Annotated in this window: 17 protein-coding genes; 5 read left to right on the forward strand and 12 right to left on the reverse strand. The window is 33.9% G+C overall.

Annotated elements, in window-relative coordinates; all coding sequences use genetic code 11:
- The first annotated feature begins 18 nt into the window (after window positions 1-18).
- A complete protein-coding gene (locus tag AC1EU5_RS14660; protein ID WP_480193165.1) occupies window positions 19-1,353 on the forward strand; it encodes a retropepsin-like aspartic protease in 1,335 nt (444 codons plus the stop codon).
- A 52-nt stretch (window positions 1,354-1,405) separates the two neighbouring features.
- Here the strand turns inward: AC1EU5_RS14660 and AC1EU5_RS14665 are convergent, their stop codons facing one another.
- A complete protein-coding gene (locus AC1EU5_RS14665) occupies window positions 1,406-1,861 on the reverse strand; it encodes a DUF1573 domain-containing protein (protein WP_480193166.1) in 456 nt (151 codons plus the stop codon).
- Between the two features lie 124 nt (window positions 1,862-1,985).
- Between AC1EU5_RS14665 and AC1EU5_RS14670 the strand changes: the two genes are divergently transcribed.
- The gene (locus tag AC1EU5_RS14670; protein WP_480193167.1) at window positions 1,986-4,622 is read left to right on the forward strand and encodes a valine--tRNA ligase; all 2,637 of its coding nucleotides are present in this window, start codon (window positions 1,986-1,988) and stop codon (window positions 4,620-4,622) included.
- On the opposite strand, the gene AC1EU5_RS14675 is transcribed toward AC1EU5_RS14670, so the two are convergent.
- From AC1EU5_RS14675 to rsfS, 7 genes are read right to left on the reverse strand one after another with little or no spacing between them, the layout of a single operon-like run.
- Complete coding sequence (locus tag AC1EU5_RS14675; protein WP_480193168.1) at window positions 4,619-4,888, reverse strand: acyl-CoA-binding protein; 270 nt, start codon at window positions 4,886-4,888, stop codon at window positions 4,619-4,621. The genes AC1EU5_RS14670 and AC1EU5_RS14675 overlap by 4 nt on opposite strands.
- A 29-nt stretch (window positions 4,889-4,917) precedes the next feature.
- Window positions 4,918-5,529: a YceI family protein gene (locus AC1EU5_RS14680; protein ID WP_480193169.1), complete on the reverse strand. Its 612-nt coding sequence runs from the start codon at window positions 5,527-5,529 to the stop codon at window positions 4,918-4,920.
- A gap of 26 nt (window positions 5,530-5,555) precedes the next feature.
- Window positions 5,556-6,209, reverse strand: a complete 654-nt coding sequence (locus AC1EU5_RS14685; RefSeq protein WP_480193170.1) for a phosphatidylserine decarboxylase family protein — start codon at window positions 6,207-6,209, stop codon at window positions 5,556-5,558.
- A 1-nt stretch (window position 6,210) separates the two neighbouring features.
- Window positions 6,211-7,005: a phosphatidate cytidylyltransferase gene (locus tag AC1EU5_RS14690; protein WP_480193171.1), complete on the reverse strand. Its 795-nt coding sequence runs from the start codon at window positions 7,003-7,005 to the stop codon at window positions 6,211-6,213.
- Between the two features lies 1 nt (window position 7,006).
- Entirely contained in the window at window positions 7,007-7,606 is a 600-nt protein-coding gene (locus AC1EU5_RS14695; RefSeq protein WP_480193172.1) for an LUD domain-containing protein, read from the reverse strand.
- Between the two features lie 44 nt (window positions 7,607-7,650).
- Window positions 7,651-9,690, reverse strand: coding sequence for an ATP-dependent zinc metalloprotease FtsH (gene ftsH, locus AC1EU5_RS14700; RefSeq protein WP_480193173.1), 2,040 nt, complete (start codon window positions 9,688-9,690; stop codon window positions 7,651-7,653).
- A gap of 14 nt (window positions 9,691-9,704) precedes the next feature.
- Window positions 9,705-10,076: a ribosome silencing factor gene (rsfS, locus tag AC1EU5_RS14705; protein WP_480193174.1), complete on the reverse strand. Its 372-nt coding sequence runs from the start codon at window positions 10,074-10,076 to the stop codon at window positions 9,705-9,707.
- Window positions 10,077-10,152: 76 nt separating this feature from the next.
- Here rsfS and AC1EU5_RS14710 point away from each other — a divergent pair, with 76 nt between their 5' ends.
- Window positions 10,153-10,884, forward strand: a complete 732-nt coding sequence (locus tag AC1EU5_RS14710; RefSeq protein ID WP_480193175.1) for a biotin--[acetyl-CoA-carboxylase] ligase — start codon at window positions 10,153-10,155, stop codon at window positions 10,882-10,884.
- On the opposite strand, the gene AC1EU5_RS14715 is transcribed toward AC1EU5_RS14710, so the two are convergent.
- Both AC1EU5_RS14715 and pyrE read right to left on the reverse strand, forming a co-directional pair.
- On the reverse strand, window positions 10,881-11,270 hold the full coding sequence (locus tag AC1EU5_RS14715) for an SRPBCC domain-containing protein (RefSeq protein WP_480193176.1): 390 nt from the start codon (window positions 11,268-11,270) through the stop codon (window positions 10,881-10,883). The two genes, AC1EU5_RS14710 and AC1EU5_RS14715, sit on opposite strands and share 4 nt — an antisense overlap.
- Before the next feature lie 12 nt (window positions 11,271-11,282).
- Window positions 11,283-11,921 (reverse strand): orotate phosphoribosyltransferase, encoded by a 639-nt coding sequence (pyrE, locus tag AC1EU5_RS14720; protein ID WP_480193177.1) that lies wholly within the window; start codon window positions 11,919-11,921, stop codon window positions 11,283-11,285.
- A 22-nt stretch (window positions 11,922-11,943) separates the two neighbouring features.
- On the opposite strand from pyrE, the gene AC1EU5_RS14725 reads away from it, so the two are divergent.
- Both AC1EU5_RS14725 and AC1EU5_RS14730 read left to right on the forward strand, forming a co-directional pair.
- Complete coding sequence (locus tag AC1EU5_RS14725; RefSeq protein WP_480193178.1) at window positions 11,944-12,507, forward strand: NUDIX hydrolase; 564 nt, start codon at window positions 11,944-11,946, stop codon at window positions 12,505-12,507.
- Window positions 12,508-12,580: 73 nt separating this feature from the next.
- On the forward strand, window positions 12,581-14,203 hold the full coding sequence (locus AC1EU5_RS14730; protein WP_480193179.1) for a SulP family inorganic anion transporter: 1,623 nt from the start codon (window positions 12,581-12,583) through the stop codon (window positions 14,201-14,203).
- Here AC1EU5_RS14730 and AC1EU5_RS14735 read toward each other — a convergent pair.
- Complete coding sequence (locus AC1EU5_RS14735) at window positions 14,198-15,184, reverse strand: TonB family protein (RefSeq protein ID WP_480193180.1); 987 nt, start codon at window positions 15,182-15,184, stop codon at window positions 14,198-14,200. The two genes, AC1EU5_RS14730 and AC1EU5_RS14735, sit on opposite strands and share 6 nt — an antisense overlap.
- A 19-nt stretch (window positions 15,185-15,203) precedes the next feature.
- Complete coding sequence (coaD, locus tag AC1EU5_RS14740) at window positions 15,204-15,659, reverse strand: pantetheine-phosphate adenylyltransferase (RefSeq protein ID WP_480193181.1); 456 nt, start codon at window positions 15,657-15,659, stop codon at window positions 15,204-15,206.
- Window positions 15,660-15,667 lie beyond the last annotated feature (8 nt).

The following is a 15,667-nucleotide window of genomic DNA, read 5'->3' on the forward strand; positions in this document are numbered from 1 at the left end:
AGTGCCTAGCTAGCTTATATGTACACGCTTAAAAAAATAGTACTACCTATTGCGGTACTCTTTTTATGTACTGCACTTTCTTTTTCTCAAGATAAATTCAGAATTATCGGTGGGGGGAAACAGCAGAGTATGTCCTTTAAACTCATTAATAATTTAATCGTTATTCCAGTGGAAGTGAATGGCAGTGAACTGAATTTCCTGCTAGATACAGGTGTAAATAACTCATTGATGTTTAACCTTACTGTTGAAGATTCTTTAAAACTAAATCATACAGAGAAGGTTAGACTTAGAGGACTAGGCGAAGGAGATTACTTAGAAGCTGTGCGATCTAAGAATAATTTTTTTCAAATAGGTAAAATTGCCAATGGTAATCATATGGTATATGTGATTCCAGGAAAAATGTTTGATCTCTCTTCAAAAATGGGAATTTCAATTAATGGTATAATTGGTGGAGACCTTTTTCGTGATTTTATTGTTGATATTAATTATACGAGCAAACGCATTAAATTTTACGATCCAAAGAAATATCAAGATAAAAATGATAATTGTAAGAAATGCCAAGTTTTTGATTTACACTTTCATAGAAATAAACCATACATCTATTTAGCAGTTGAATCAGCAGATGAAGATGTGATTGATGCTAAACTGTTAATTGATCTTGGTGGAAGTGATGCACTATGGCTATTTGATAAATCAAGTGAGAAAATAAAAATACCAAAGAATTATTTTGAAGATTATCTTGGTAAAGGTCTAAGCGGAAATATTTATGGTAAGCGCAGTAAAGTGAATAAGATTTCAGTTGGTAACTATTCGTTTATAAAAGCTAATGTGGCCTACCCTGATTCTTCTTCTATAAAGACTGCTTATAAGCATAAAGGTAGAAATGGTACAATTGGCTCTGAAATCTTAAAACGATTTCGATTGATATTTGATTATGAAAATCAAAAAGTTACATTTAAAAATCCCTCAAAATATTATAGAGATCCGTTTTTATATAATATGAGCGGATTAGAATTATCTCATAATGGTAGTATGATAGTACCAGAGCGAAGAAATACTTTATTACCCGTTGACGAAGGTTCAACCTCTACTATTGAAATCCTTTATAGTTATGTATATGCACTAAAACCATCGTATATTATTGCTGATGTGCGAAAAGATTCTCCTGCAAAGAGAGCAGGGTTGAAAGCTGGTGATATTGTCCTAAGAATTAATGGAAAACCTTCTTATAACTATAAATTAGATCAGATCATTCACATGTTCTCCACCAAGAAAGGAAAAAAGATCAGTTTATTGGTTGATAGAGACGGTGAACAACTGCTATTTGGCTTTACACTTGAAAAAATACTATAAAAAAAAGCGACTCGAAAACCGAATCGCTTTTGTAGTTTTTAAAAAAGTAGATTTAATTATTTTCTACCATACTTTTTTCCTTCTTCTCTAAGATTGACAAGCTACTTTCTTTCAATACGCGCCCTTTTACACGAATGATTTTTTTAGGCTCAGATGCATTAGAAGTAATCGTAATTGTCTTAGAGATTGGCCCAACTCTATTGGTGTCATATTTTACTTTGATCTCACCAGTAGCACCCGGCATAATAGGCTCTTTTGGCGCTGATGGAACTGTACATCCACAACTTCCTTTTACATTAGAAATAATTAAAGGAGATTTACCTACATTTTTAAATTTAAAAACATGAAGCCCATCAGACCCTTTTTCAATGTCTCCGTAGTCTATGATCTTTCTGTCAAATTCAAAAACCGGAGCGTTTGGATCAACTACTTTTGCCTCTGTTTTGTCTTGTGCATTTAATGAAAAACTCATGAGTCCAACAAAAAATATAAGTGCTATTTTTTTCATAAGAATTGTATATTTTAAAGTGTAAAGATAATCTTTTTTTAAGCTAAAATTATAACGAGCAAAGTTTTAACATATTGCCGATAATCGTAACTTTGCACTTCATTTTTATCAAGAACTACGCCAAATGAACATTCCGTCTGCATATGATGCCAGTAAGGTAGAAGATAAGTGGTATGACTACTGGATGAAACACCAATATTTTCATTCAAGACCTGATGAAAGGGAGCCATATACTATTGTGATCCCCCCACCTAATGTAACGGGTGTTTTGCACATGGGGCACATGTTGAATAATACTATTCAAGATGTGTTGATTAGAAGAGCACGTTTACAAGGTAAAAATGCCTGTTGGGTACCTGGAACTGATCATGCTTCTATAGCAACAGAAGCCAAAGTTGTGGCGAAGCTGAAATCAGAAGGAATTGATAAAACCAGTATTTCAAGAGAAGATTTTTTAGAACATGCTTGGGATTGGACCCATGAATATGGAGGTGTTATTCTTGAACAGCTTAAAAAATTGGGATGTTCATGTGATTGGAATAGAACCAAGTTCACCATGGATGATGACATGTATGAAAGTGTGATCAAGGTATTTATAGATTTATACAATAAAGGGCTGATTTATAGGGGGTACCGAATGGTAAATTGGGATCCTCAAGCGAAAACTACACTTTCTGATGAAGAAGTAGAATACATAGAGAAACAGGGCAAGCTATATTATATTAAATATCAAGTAGAAGGTACAGATGAATTTTTGACCATTGCTACGACACGGCCAGAAACCATTTTGGGTGATACAGCCATTTGTATCAATCCAAATGATGAGAGACATCAAAACCTTAGAGGCAAGAAAGCTATTGTGCCTATTTGTAATAGAGTGATTCCTATTATTGAAGACGAATATGTTGATGTTGAGTTTGGTACAGGTTGTCTAAAAGTGACTCCTGCACATGATGAAAATGATAAAGTGCTTGGTGATAAACATGCGCTTGAAGTTATTGATATTTTTAACGAAGATGCTACTTTAAACAGTTACGGATTGCACTATCAAGGAAAAGATAGATTCGAAGTTCGAAAGGAGATTGTAAAAGAACTTGAGGAAAAAAGGCATATTCACAAGGTTGAAGACTATACCAATAGAGTTGGTATTTCAGAGCGTACCAAAGCCATTATTGAACCACGATTAAGTGATCAATGGTTTTTAAAAATGGAAGAATTGGTAAAACCTGCAATTAAAGCGGTTTTAGAGACCAAAGAAGTAAAGCTTTTTCCGAAGAAGTTTGAAAATACATACCGTCATTGGATGGAAAATATTCGTGACTGGAATATTTCACGTCAATTGTATTGGGGGCAACGAATTCCTGCGTATTACTATGGTGATGGTAAAGAAGATTTTGTGGTTGCTCATAGTAAGGAAGAAGCACTTGAGTTTGCAAAAAAGAAAGCTGACAACCAAAAGTTAACAGTTAGCGACCTAACTCAAGATGCTGATGTACTAGACACCTGGTTCTCATCTTGGTTATGGCCTATTAGTGTGTTTGACGGAATTCGCAATCCTGAAAATGAAGAGGTAAACTATTATTACCCTACCAATGATCTAGTAACTGGACCGGATATCTTATTTTTCTGGGTTGCAAGAATGATCATTGCAGGTTATGAATATAAAGAAGAACGACCTTTTGAAAATGTATATTTAACAGGACTGGTTCGCGACAAACAGCGCCGTAAAATGAGCAAGTCATTGGGTAATTCTCCAGATGCTTTAAAATTGATTGAAGAATTTGGTGCGGATGGCGTACGTGTAGGGCTTTTATTAAGCTCAGCTGCCGGGAATGATTTATTGTTTGATGAAGCTTTATGTCAGCAGGGAAAGCAATTTGCCAATAAAATATGGAATGCCTTCAGACTGGTAAAAGGTTGGGAGGTAAGCAACGAAATTGAACAACCAAGTTCAAGTAAAGTAGCGCTAGAATGGTATGAAGCTAACTTTCAAAAAACATTGATAGAGATTGAAGATCACTTTAGCAAATATAGGTTGTCTGATGCATTGATGGCTACCTATAAACTAGTTTGGGATGATTTCTGTTCATGGTTATTAGAAATGATTAAACCTGCATACGGAAAACCCGTCGATGCTAAAACATATGCTTCAGTAATAGCCGTTTTTGAGAATAATTTGAAAATATTGCACCCGTTTATGCCTTTTTTAACGGAAGAAATTTGGCAGTATATTAAAGCACGTACACCCGAAGAAGCATTAATTGTGGCCAAGTGGCCAGACTCTAATAAGCAAGTGCGTGAAGAGCTTATAGAAGAATTTGATTTTGCTTCTGAAGTAATTTCTGGTGTTAGATCTATTAGAAAACAAAAGAATATCCCTTTTAAAGAGCAGTTAGTGTTTTCGGCAATTAATAGTGAAAAGGCAAGTACTACTTTTGATCCAATTATTGAGAAACTAGGAAATCTTGAGTCTATTGAATATGTAGCACAAACTATTGAGGGGGCATTAACTTTTCGAGTAAAATCTAATGAGTATTTTATTCCAATTTCAGGGGCTTTGAATGTTGATGAAGAAATAAAGAAGTTAACTGAGGAACTCAATTATACAGAAGGCTTCTTAAGATCGGTTCAAAAGAAGCTCTCTAATGAACGTTTTGTAAACAATGCTCCAGAGCAAGTTGTGGCTAATGAAAAGAAAAAAGAAGCAGATGCATTGGCTAAAATTGAGACCTTAAAGTCAAGCTTGGCAAGTCTGAATTAAGAGTTAAGCTTTGAAAAATATGAATTGACAACATTAATGTATTTTTCTTTAGCTTCATCTTCAGTCATATTTTCTAACTGAAATAATGCATTGGTTTTAAAAGCATTTATAATAGCTTTTTTACTACTAGGTCTACCTATATCTTTTGTGGCTTTTTTGTAATACGCATATAAGCGCAGTAATACATCTGCCGGAAATGGATCGTAATGGTTATTTATACGTTCTACGGCCTCTTTAAAAGCAATATCTAGTGCTTTTTGATCCATTATTTATTATTGAATTAGCAGAAGATATACTATTTCTTTTTTAAATAAACAGCAGCACCTATGGCCACTTCACTCCAGGTTTTACTTACACCATCAGGACCCTTGTGCAATTCAAAACACGCTTTACTAATAGACTCTAAGGCTGAGTCAGCCTTAAAATCATGGATCAAATCTAAAGTTCCATTTAACTCAACCAATTGACCACTAACAATATAAGTAATAGGAACATCTTTAGTAACCCCATTCATGTTGATAGTAGTGGTTCCAGTACCATCTTCTTTAAGATTTAACTTTCCCGTAAGCGAGGCTGTAGCATCCATAACTCCAAAAAAGAGTTGCTTTAATTTACCATCACGTTCATCGTCACCAGAAAAAAGGCTGCTTACAGGAATGCTAAATTCAGATCCGTTTAAGGCACCAACAGCCGTAGAATCTTCTTTGATATTTGATATCTCTATCTCCTTAAACTGACCTTCCACAGGTATTTTAGAAGTGGTTTTGTACCCTGTCCATTTTACTGTTACTGTTTTAGGTTCAACAGAAAACTTGGCAGGTATAACTTCTTTTTTTACCTCTTTTTTACAAGAGATTGTTGTTAAACTTAAACTTACGACAATGAATATTAATGCTAACTTTCTCATGCTTTGTTTAATATCGTTTATAATTACTATACTTTTTCGGCAATGACAGTTTCACCACCTTTGGCTTTGTCATTTAAAGCTACATTTATCTTCATGTCTAAAGGCAGAAAAATGTCTACTCTTGATCCGAATTTAATAAATCCTGCATCTGCACCTTGCTTGGCTTGATCACCTTCTTTAGCATAGTTAACAATACGTCTAGCCAAAGCTCCAGCAATTTGTCGATACAAAATTTTACCTACACTATTATTTTCTACAACAATGGTAGTCCGTTCATTTTCTTCAGATGACTTGGGATGCCAGGCAACTAAATATTTTCCTGGATGGTACTTGCTAAATTTCACTTCACCACTGATTGGATAGCGTGTTACGTGAACATTCAATGGAGACATAAAGATAGAAACTTGCCTACGCCTATCTTTAAAATATTCTTTTTCTTCAACTTCTTCAATGACTACAACTTTACCATCTACCGGAGCAATGATTTGATCTAAATTTACTACAGTATGCCTTTTGGGATTTCTAAAAAATTGAAGAATTAAAACAAATAAGATCAATAAAATGATCATAATGGCTTTATTCAGCCAAGGTATCAGTATGAATTTATCTGTTAAAAGTATCAATGCTACGAAAATAAGCATTGAGGTAATGATGATTTTATATCCCTCTTTATGAAACATACTAATATGTTAAGTGTAAATACACATACACAAAAGGCACTGCAAAGATCAAACTGTCTAGACGGTCTAAAAATCCACCATGGCCAGGTATGAAGTTGCTGCTATCCTTTACTTGTGCTTCCCGTTTAAATTTTGATTCTATCAGGTCTCCCATAAGCCCAAAAACTGAAACTAAAATGGCTATAATTACCCAGCTTAAAGTAGTTAAGACAGGTATGTATTTTGCAATGACAAATCCTGCTGTTACCGAAGCTAATAAACCACCTACTGCCCCCTCAATTGTCTTATTAGGAGATATTTGCTCATATAGCTTATTTTTCCCCAGGGTACTACCAACCACATATGCAAACGTGTCACTAGCCCAAATCAATACAAAAATACCAATAATTATTTTTGGATGATAATATCCTTCAATAAATGGAATACTTGTTAAGAATACAAATGGCAGTGTAATATATATAGTAGCTAGTAAGAAATGCCCCAATTTACGAGAAGTCATGCTCACTTTAGGATTAAACACTTGACGTATAAAAGGTACAAACAAGGAAATAATAGCAAAAAAATGAAAGTAGTTAGCGTCAATAAATGGTAACCTTACAAAACGAATATAAATAAGGGTTGCAACTATAAAAACCCAATTATATTTTAATTGAATTAATTTTTTAAACTCATAAAGACAAAGCATCATTAGTATATAGAAAAGTATATAAAATGATTCTTTTGAATAGAGCGTAGCACCAACTATAACTCCAATAAAAACAAGACCAGATATCAGCCTTACAATTAGGTTGTTCATACTATAAATCTTCTACAAGTAGTAAATATAAACTTCTTGCATTAGAAATACCATAACTTAAAAAGTCATCTTGTACTCTATTGGGCATATAGTCTTTCACCGAACTGATATTAGTGGGAAAATTCTTTTTGTAGTTTTTACGGATTCCCATAAGTGCTTCACTAGTTGTACGTACCATTTGACTGGTTTTAGCAATCACCACAAAATGACTAGGAAGATCACATATTTTATTTTGAAACACTTGATTTGACGAGAACATAATGCTGCCATTATCTGAGATAAGGTGCTCACAAGTGGTTAAAAATGGCTGGGTTTTAGTTACTCTTGAAGTGCTATTTTTATTAAGAACTGATAGAAAACGATTTAATCGTTGGTCAAAACACAAAGCACTATTCCAATCATTTTCATCAAAAATATACTTTATATTTTCATTAATGTCTTCTAATGAAGTACAATATAAAAATTTACCACCCTTTTTTATGAAGTTATGAACGAAAATATCATCAACAGAAAGATTTTCAATATTACTGGAGGATTGAAAATTATCTACAACAATATCTTCTTCTTTCTTGGGGTTGAATAGTTTTTTTAGGAGATTCATATGAGCTACGCTGAATAACTCAAAAGTAAGAAATATGAAATCATTTAGGCAAATTCTGTTGAAATCTCGCCCCCATTGTTTACATCTTTCTGTATTGCTCCTTCAGTATTTTCTGTTTCTTCAGCCTGCTCCTCAGTCTTTGTCTCAGAAGCTTTTCTGGCTAATGGTTCTTTTTTGAATGGTCTTTCTCCAAAAATCTTAACTAAATCATCACTAAAAATAACCTCTTTTTCAAGTAGCAAGTCTGCTAATTCAACTAGCTCTTTTTTGTGTTTTACCAAGATTTCCTGTGCACGCTGATATTGTGCTTCAATCAATTTAGAAATCTCTTCATCTATCAACTGTGCAGTCTCTTCACTATAAGGCTTAGAAAAATTGTAGTCTGTTTGCCCACTTGAGTCGTAGTAAGTTATATTACCTAATTTATCATTCAATCCATAAATGGTAATCATCGCTCTTGCTTGCTTATTTACTTTTTCAAGATCACTTAAAGCTCCGGTTGATATCTTATCAAAGATGATTTTCTCAGCTGCTCTACCACCCATAGTGGCGCACATCTCATCCAACATTTGCTCAGTTCTAACAATCATACGTTCTTCTGGCAAATACCATGCAGCACCCAAGGATTGCCCTCTAGGAACAATAGTTACCTTCACCAATGGCGCGGCATGTTCTAGCATCCAACTTACTGTAGCATGACCTGCTTCATGGTATGCAATAGTCTCTTTTTCTTTTTGGGTGATTATCTTATTTTTCTTCTCAAGACCACCCACAATTCTATCAACAGCATCTAAGAAATCTTGGTGATGTACAGACTTGTTATCTTTTCTGGCTGCCACTAGCGCAGCTTCATTACATACATTGGCAATGTCAGCACCAGAAAATCCAGGAGTTTGTTTTGCTAAAAAGTCAACGTCCACATCTTTGCCCAATTTTAAAGGTCGTACGTGTACCTCAAAAATTTCTTTACGTTCATTCATGTCAGGAAGGTCTACATAGATTTGTCTGTCAAACCTACCTGCACGCATCAAGGCTTTGTCTAAAACATCGGCCCTGTTGGTAGCTGCCAATACAATAACATTGGTATCTGTACCAAACCCATCCATTTCTGTTAAGAGTTGGTTCAATGTGTTTTCCCGTTCGTCATTTCCACCTGTAATGCTGTTTCTTCCACGTGCTCTACCAATTGCATCAATTTCATCAATAAAAATAATTGAAGGTGATTTTTGAGCGGCTTGCTTAAATAAATCACGTACTCTTGAAGCTCCAACACCCACAAACATTTCAACAAAGTCAGAACCAGAAAGTGAAAAGAATGGTACCTTGGCTTCACCGGCAACGGCTTTAGCTAATAAAGTTTTACCTGTTCCTGGAGGCCCAACAAGTAAAGCACCCTTAGGTATTTTACCACCTAGTTTTGTGTATTTTTCTGGATTTTTTAAGAAATCAACTATTTCTTGAACTTCTTCTTTAGCACCTTCTAAACCAGCAACATCCTTAAAAGAAGTTTGTACTTTTTGATCTTGGTCAAATAGTTTGGCCTTCGATTTACCAATATTAAATATTTGCCCTCCGGCACCACCACCTGCTCCACCAGCAGACATACGTCTCATGATGAATATCCAAATAGCAATAATTAAAATGAAAGGAAGTAAAGGTAAAATGAAATCCCAGATGCTTTCCTGAGTTACGTTTTTGGTGTCAAAAGTAAGATTATACTCTTCTTGTTCTCTAGTAAGATTGTCCTCAAAGTTCTTTAAATCACCTATTTTGTATACATACATAGGGTTCTTTTGATCAAAGAATGGACTCTGTGTATTCTTATTATGTTGTTCTTTTTGCAGCGCATCCTTTTTAATATGGATTTGAGCTACATCGTCATTGGCTATAACTATCTTTTCTATATCGTTAGCCTTTAAAATTTCTTCAAATTCATTTGAAGAAAGCTCTTTAGTTGCCAAACTAGCACTATTAAAGAACTGATATCCTAAAATTAGCGCAAATAAAATTCCATAAACCCAATAAAAATTGAATTTAAATTTAAATTCTTTAAATGGCTTATTATCTTTTTTATCTTGACCCATTAGTTGTTTAAGTTTTAATGTGATGTTTCAATTACAGTGGTTTTAGCATCACCCCAAAGGCTTTCAATGTCATAAAACTCACGAATTTGCTTTTGGAATATATGCACCACAACATTCACATAATCTAGTAAAACCCATTCTGCATTGTTTTCACCTTCTACATGCCAAGGTTTATCTTTTATAGCTTTGCTTACCGTTTTTTGTACTGAACCGGCTATGGCATTTACCTGTGTGTTAGAGTTACCTTCACAGACCACGAAGTAATCACAAACTGTATTTTCAATATCTCTTAAATCTAGAATACTAATGTTCTCTCCCTTTACCTGTTCTATCCCTTTAATTATCTCAGTAATTAACTGATCTGCACTAGCTTTGTGTTTCGTCATTAAGAATCTTTATAATTACTTGCAAATGTATTACTTTTTAAGCTTATTGAAATGCTATATTTGCAATATTCCTACTATGAATATACTCAAACTTGATGCCACAGATTCTACCAATACCTATTTAAAAGAGTTAATTCGCACAACTATAGTTGATGATTTTACTGTTGTTGTAGCAGAAGCGCAAACCAAGGGAAGAGGGCAGATGGATAATATTTGGCACTCTGAAGATGGTAAGAATATAACATTCAGTATTTTATGCAGATTTGATGACTTGAAAATTGATCATGCTTTTAGCTTAAATTGGGCTGTTTCATTGGCTGTTTTTAATGTGTTAAAATTGATAATTCCTGAAAAATTAACAGTCAAATGGCCTAACGACATTTTGTCATCAAAAGGAAAACTGTGTGGTATTTTAATTGAAAACACTGTCAAGAAAGGTAAAATAACAGAGTCAATAATAGGAATTGGTTTAAATGTAAATCAAACGAAATTTCAAGATGGGATAACGGCTACCTCACTCAAAATAATTACTACTCAAGATTTTGACAAAGACCTATTGTTGAATGAACTGCTACAAGAAATAAAACGGCAAATTACTTCCGTGCGAACTAAAAAGTTTAGCATTTTAAAAGCCACATATGAATCGGTTTTGTATAAAAAAGATATTCCGGCTATGTATAAGAATAAAAGTAATAATCAAAACTTCATGGGTAAGATAATAGGAATATCTGATCAGGGCCAACTTTTAGTAGAACTCGAAGATGAGTCCGTTGAGAAATTTAACCCTAAAGAAATTGTCTTTCTTTAGAGTTGTTCTATGTTTTCACTTAATGTATTGATAAACTTTTTTAAAGGTCTTTTCACCATCATAGCCATCATGGTATTCAGTTTGCCATCAAAAACCAGCTGTACATCACTGGTATCATCACCTGTATCACTTACATATCCTGTTAAAGTAAAAGGTACATTATCATTAGCAGACTCTAAAACTACTTTGTTTGGCTCATCAAGTTCTTTTAATTTTAACTTAATAGCAGGCATACCTTTTAAGGCAAAAACGAATCCGTTTTCTCTTGTTTCAAATTTGTCTATATCTTCAGGCATTATTTTTTTAAAATTTTCAACTTTTGCCAGGAAGTCAAACATGTATTGACCGGATTTTTGTACTGATACGGTTGGGCTTTCAATATTCATAAATTAATCATTTTATGGCCACTTACTTGGATTTTCTCTCCATTGTTGTAGCGTTTTTAGTTCTTTATTGTTTATATAATTGGTTTCTATAGCTTGTTCAAGTAAATTCTCATAATTACTTAAGGTTGTCAACTCAATATTAGCAGCTTTAAAATTTTCTTCAGCAAACGAAAATCCATAAGAAAATATGGCTACCATACCTTTAACAATAGCTCCTTCATCTTTTAAGGCATTTACAGCATTTAAACTACTTTTTCCAGTACTTATTAAGTCTTCAACCACCACCACGTTCTGCCCATTTTGTAAATAACCTTCTATCTGATTTTTACGGCCATGTTTTTTTGGTTCTGGCCTAACATATACAAAAGGAATGCCAAGTTCTTGTGCTACTAAAACTCCAATAGCAATAGCCCCTGTGGCAACTCCAGCAATTACATCTGGCTTACCATATTTTTTTTCTATGATCTTTGCTAAATGTTCTCGCAAAAAATCACGAATATTTACAAAAGATAGGGTAATTCTATTGTCACAATAAATAGGAGATTCCCACCCTGAAGCCCAGGTAAATGGATTGTTTGGTTGTAGTTTAATAGCTTTGATTTGCAATAATAATTCAGCAGTTTTTTTTGCCGTATTTTTGTCTGAGACCATATAACAAATGTATATAATTTTTATGAACGATTCGGTTATTTATTTAACTGATGAAATGGAAGCAGAGGGCCATCAATATGATGCAAGTTCTTTAGGAATGATACTTGAAAAAGTTAAAAGCAAAGAGATTTTAGAAGCGAATTTCTATCATGAAGATTTAGAGTTTATGTGGAATGATTTTATAAGTCAATTTAAGATTATAGAAGCAGCTGGTGGTGTAGTTGAAAATGATAAAGGAGAGTTACTATGGATTTATAGAAATGGAAATTGGGATTTGCCTAAAGGGAAAATTGAGAAAGACGAATCAAAAGAATTAGCTGCCATTCGCGAAGTTGAAGAGGAATGTGGAATAGAAAATTTGAAAATTGTTACTCAGTTGCCTAATACCTACCATATTTATGAGTATAAAGAAAAACGCATCTTAAAAATAACTTATTGGTTTAAGATGATAACTGATTGGGATAAAGCATTGAAACCTCAAACTGAAGAAGGCATAACTGACGTTAGATGGTGTAAAAAATCTGAAGAAGATGAATTGTTTGCAAATACCTATGGTAATATAAAATTACTGATTAGAGGACTATAACCTTATTGTTGGTTTCCGTTTTTTCTAGGTGGATTAATTACTATATATTTGCCGGCTTTTAAAAGAAGTAGTTATGACTGAGTTTATTAGGAAGCGAGCGGCAAATGCCAAGAATGACATTTTAAGTGGATTGACTGTTGCACTAGCGTTAGTACCTGAAGCTGTTGCTTTTGCTTTTGTGGCTGGTGTAGACCCTTTAGTAGGTCTGTATGCCGCTTTTATGATTGGCCTAATTACTTCAATTTTTGGTGGTCGTCCGGGGATGATCTCCGGAGCCACCGGGGCATTGGCTGTGGTTATGGTGAGCCTAGTGGCAGAGGGAAATGCTATGGGAGCTGCTGGTGAAAATTTAGGACTTTACTACTTATTTGCTACGGTGATCTTAATGGGTGTTATTCAGATTCTTGCCGGTGTTTTTAAGTTAGGAAAGTTTGTTCGTTTAATCCCACATCCTGTAATGATGGGCTTTGTCAATGGACTGGCAATTGTTATCTTTTTATCTCAGCTGGGTATGTTCAAAGAAGTTGTAAATGGTGAAAAGACTTGGATGCAAGGAACAGAATTATTGACAATGCTTGGTTTAGTTGGGTTGACTATGGGCATCATGTTTGGCTTACCTAAGATAAACAAGAAATTACCAGAAGCTTTGATAGCTATTATTGTGGTTTCTGCAATCGTAATTTTTGGAAATCTTGATGTTGCTACTGTTGGTAGTTTTATTAGAGAAGGTGGTGGTGAAGGCCTTAAAGGAGGGTTGCCTATTTTTCAAACAGAATTGTTTAGTAAAATTCCATTTACATGGGAAACTTTCAAGTTTATTTTTCCATATGCATTGATCTTAGCTGCTATAGGGTTGATAGAGTCATTAATGACTTTGAATTTAGTAGATGAATTGACCGAAACTCGTGGTAATTCAAATAGAGAATGTTTGGCACAGGGCGGTGCAAATATCGTTACAGGATTATTTGGTGGTATGGGCGGCTGTGCAATGATTGGGCAATCTATTATCAACATTAAAGGAGGAGGTAGAGGAAGACTTTCGGGTATTGTTGCAGCGGTAATGCTTTTGATATTTATATTGTTTGCTTCTGGATTGATTGAGCAAATACCAATAGCAGCCTTGGTAGGGGTTATGTTTATGGTGGTGATAGGTACCTTTGCTTGGAGTAGCTTTAGAATTTTAAATAAAATTCCTCTAAGTGATGTTATTGTATTAGTTGCAGTATCTGCATTGACTGTAATCTTTGATTTGGCTATTGCTGTTATTGCCGGTGTTATCATGTCAGCATTGGTATTTTCTTGGGAAAACGCTAAGCGTATACGAGCCAGAAAAAGGGTGAAAGAAGATGGTACTAAGGTGTATGAAATATGGGGCCCGTTATTTTTTGGAAGTATTAAAGCATTTAATGAAAAGTTTGATGTAAAAAATGATCCTGAAAAAGTAGAAATTGATTTTGTGGAATCAAGAATAAGTGATCATTCAGCTTTAGAAGCTATTTTTAATTTGGTGAATAAATATGAAGCAGCTAATAAGCAAATCAAATTGAAGCATTTAAGTGAAGATTGTAAAATGATGCTGTACAAATCAAGTCCTAAATTTAGAGAAGTAATAGTAGAAGATATCGATGATCCTCGTTATCATTTAGCTGCTAACCCGGAACGATTTACAAAGGGCTTGTCTGAGTATAATTTATAATCTGTAGGTAATTGGTATAGCAAATCTTGATTTTACTTTTTTTCCTCTTTTTTCTGCAGGTTTCCAACCCTTCATTAATTTTATTACTCTTATAGCCTCTGCATCAACTTCTGGATAAACTTTTCGAAATGCTTTTGCATTAATTATACTTCCATCTGTATCCACTTCAAAACTTACTAAAACTGTTCCATCTATTCCTTTTTCAATTGCAGTTTTAGGGATTCTAAAATTTTTGGTAATAATTTTTTTAACACCTTTTTGCCCCCTCTTAAATTGAGGTTGAATAAATTCTTCTGTGTAGGTGTAATGATTGCCTTTTTCATCCCAGCTCTCACCCGAGATTAATTTCCCTTTTTTATAATTTTCGTCGTAATACTTTTTACCATCATTATATCTACCTATCCATAGCCCATCTTTTTCACCATTGAGTACGGTTCCTTTATGCATTATACTATTATTTTCTGAAATATAGTGGTAAATACCATTACCTTCTTTTACAGTTTGTTTACCTTCTTTATCCCAAAAGTTCATTAGTAAACTAGGTTTACTTTTTTTTAGAACTTCATTTTCAAAATAGTCAATTTCCATTTTCTTTACTTCGTTATCATACCAATAATCCCATTTCTTAATTTTCTTGGCATTTTTAGTAAAACCACTGCTAGATACTTTTCCATTTTTGTGATAGTAAGTGGTAAAACCTTCATGTGAAATAATCTCTAACCTTCTAGTTTTCGTGGCATATTTTATCATAGAGAAGAAATTGTCAAGATCATTAATAGAGTAAACAGAAATAGAATATAAGTTCTTATTGTCTACTACATTAATACTGTCAACGATGGCGAATTCTTCCGCTAAATCCTTTAATACATGCCTGGAATTTTTATAGAAAATAGTGTCTCCAACTTTTGCGTTATCCAGATTCTTTTGAGAATAACCACAATGAATGATAATGAAAAATGCTAATAAGAATACTGTTTTCATTTGGCAGATTTTTTAGAGTTTACTTTACTCTTACGCTTTCAGGTACCAACTTAGTATAATCACCATTATTACGTATCACGTCTCTGACTATTGAAGATGAAATATAAGAAGTGCCAGCTGAAGTCAATAAAAACACTGTTTCAATAGGTGCTAAATCACGATTGGTATGCGCAATGGCCTTTTCAAATTCAAAATCTGCAGGATTTCTAAGACCACGAAGAATGAATTCAACATCCAATTCTTTACAAAAGTCAACGGTTAATCCTTCATAAGTTACCACTTTTACTTTAGATTCATCTTTAAAGGCATCTTCTATAAATTGCTGTCGCTTTTCTAGTGAGAACATATATTTTTTATCGGCGTTGACCCCTATGGCTACGATTATTTCGTCAAAGAGTTGAACACCTCTTTTTATAATGTCATAATGCCCCAATGTAATAGGGTCAAATGATCCGGGGAATAGTGCTTTTTTCATAATAAATA

Source organism: Maritimimonas sp. 2405UD52-3 (genome assembly GCF_056591715.1).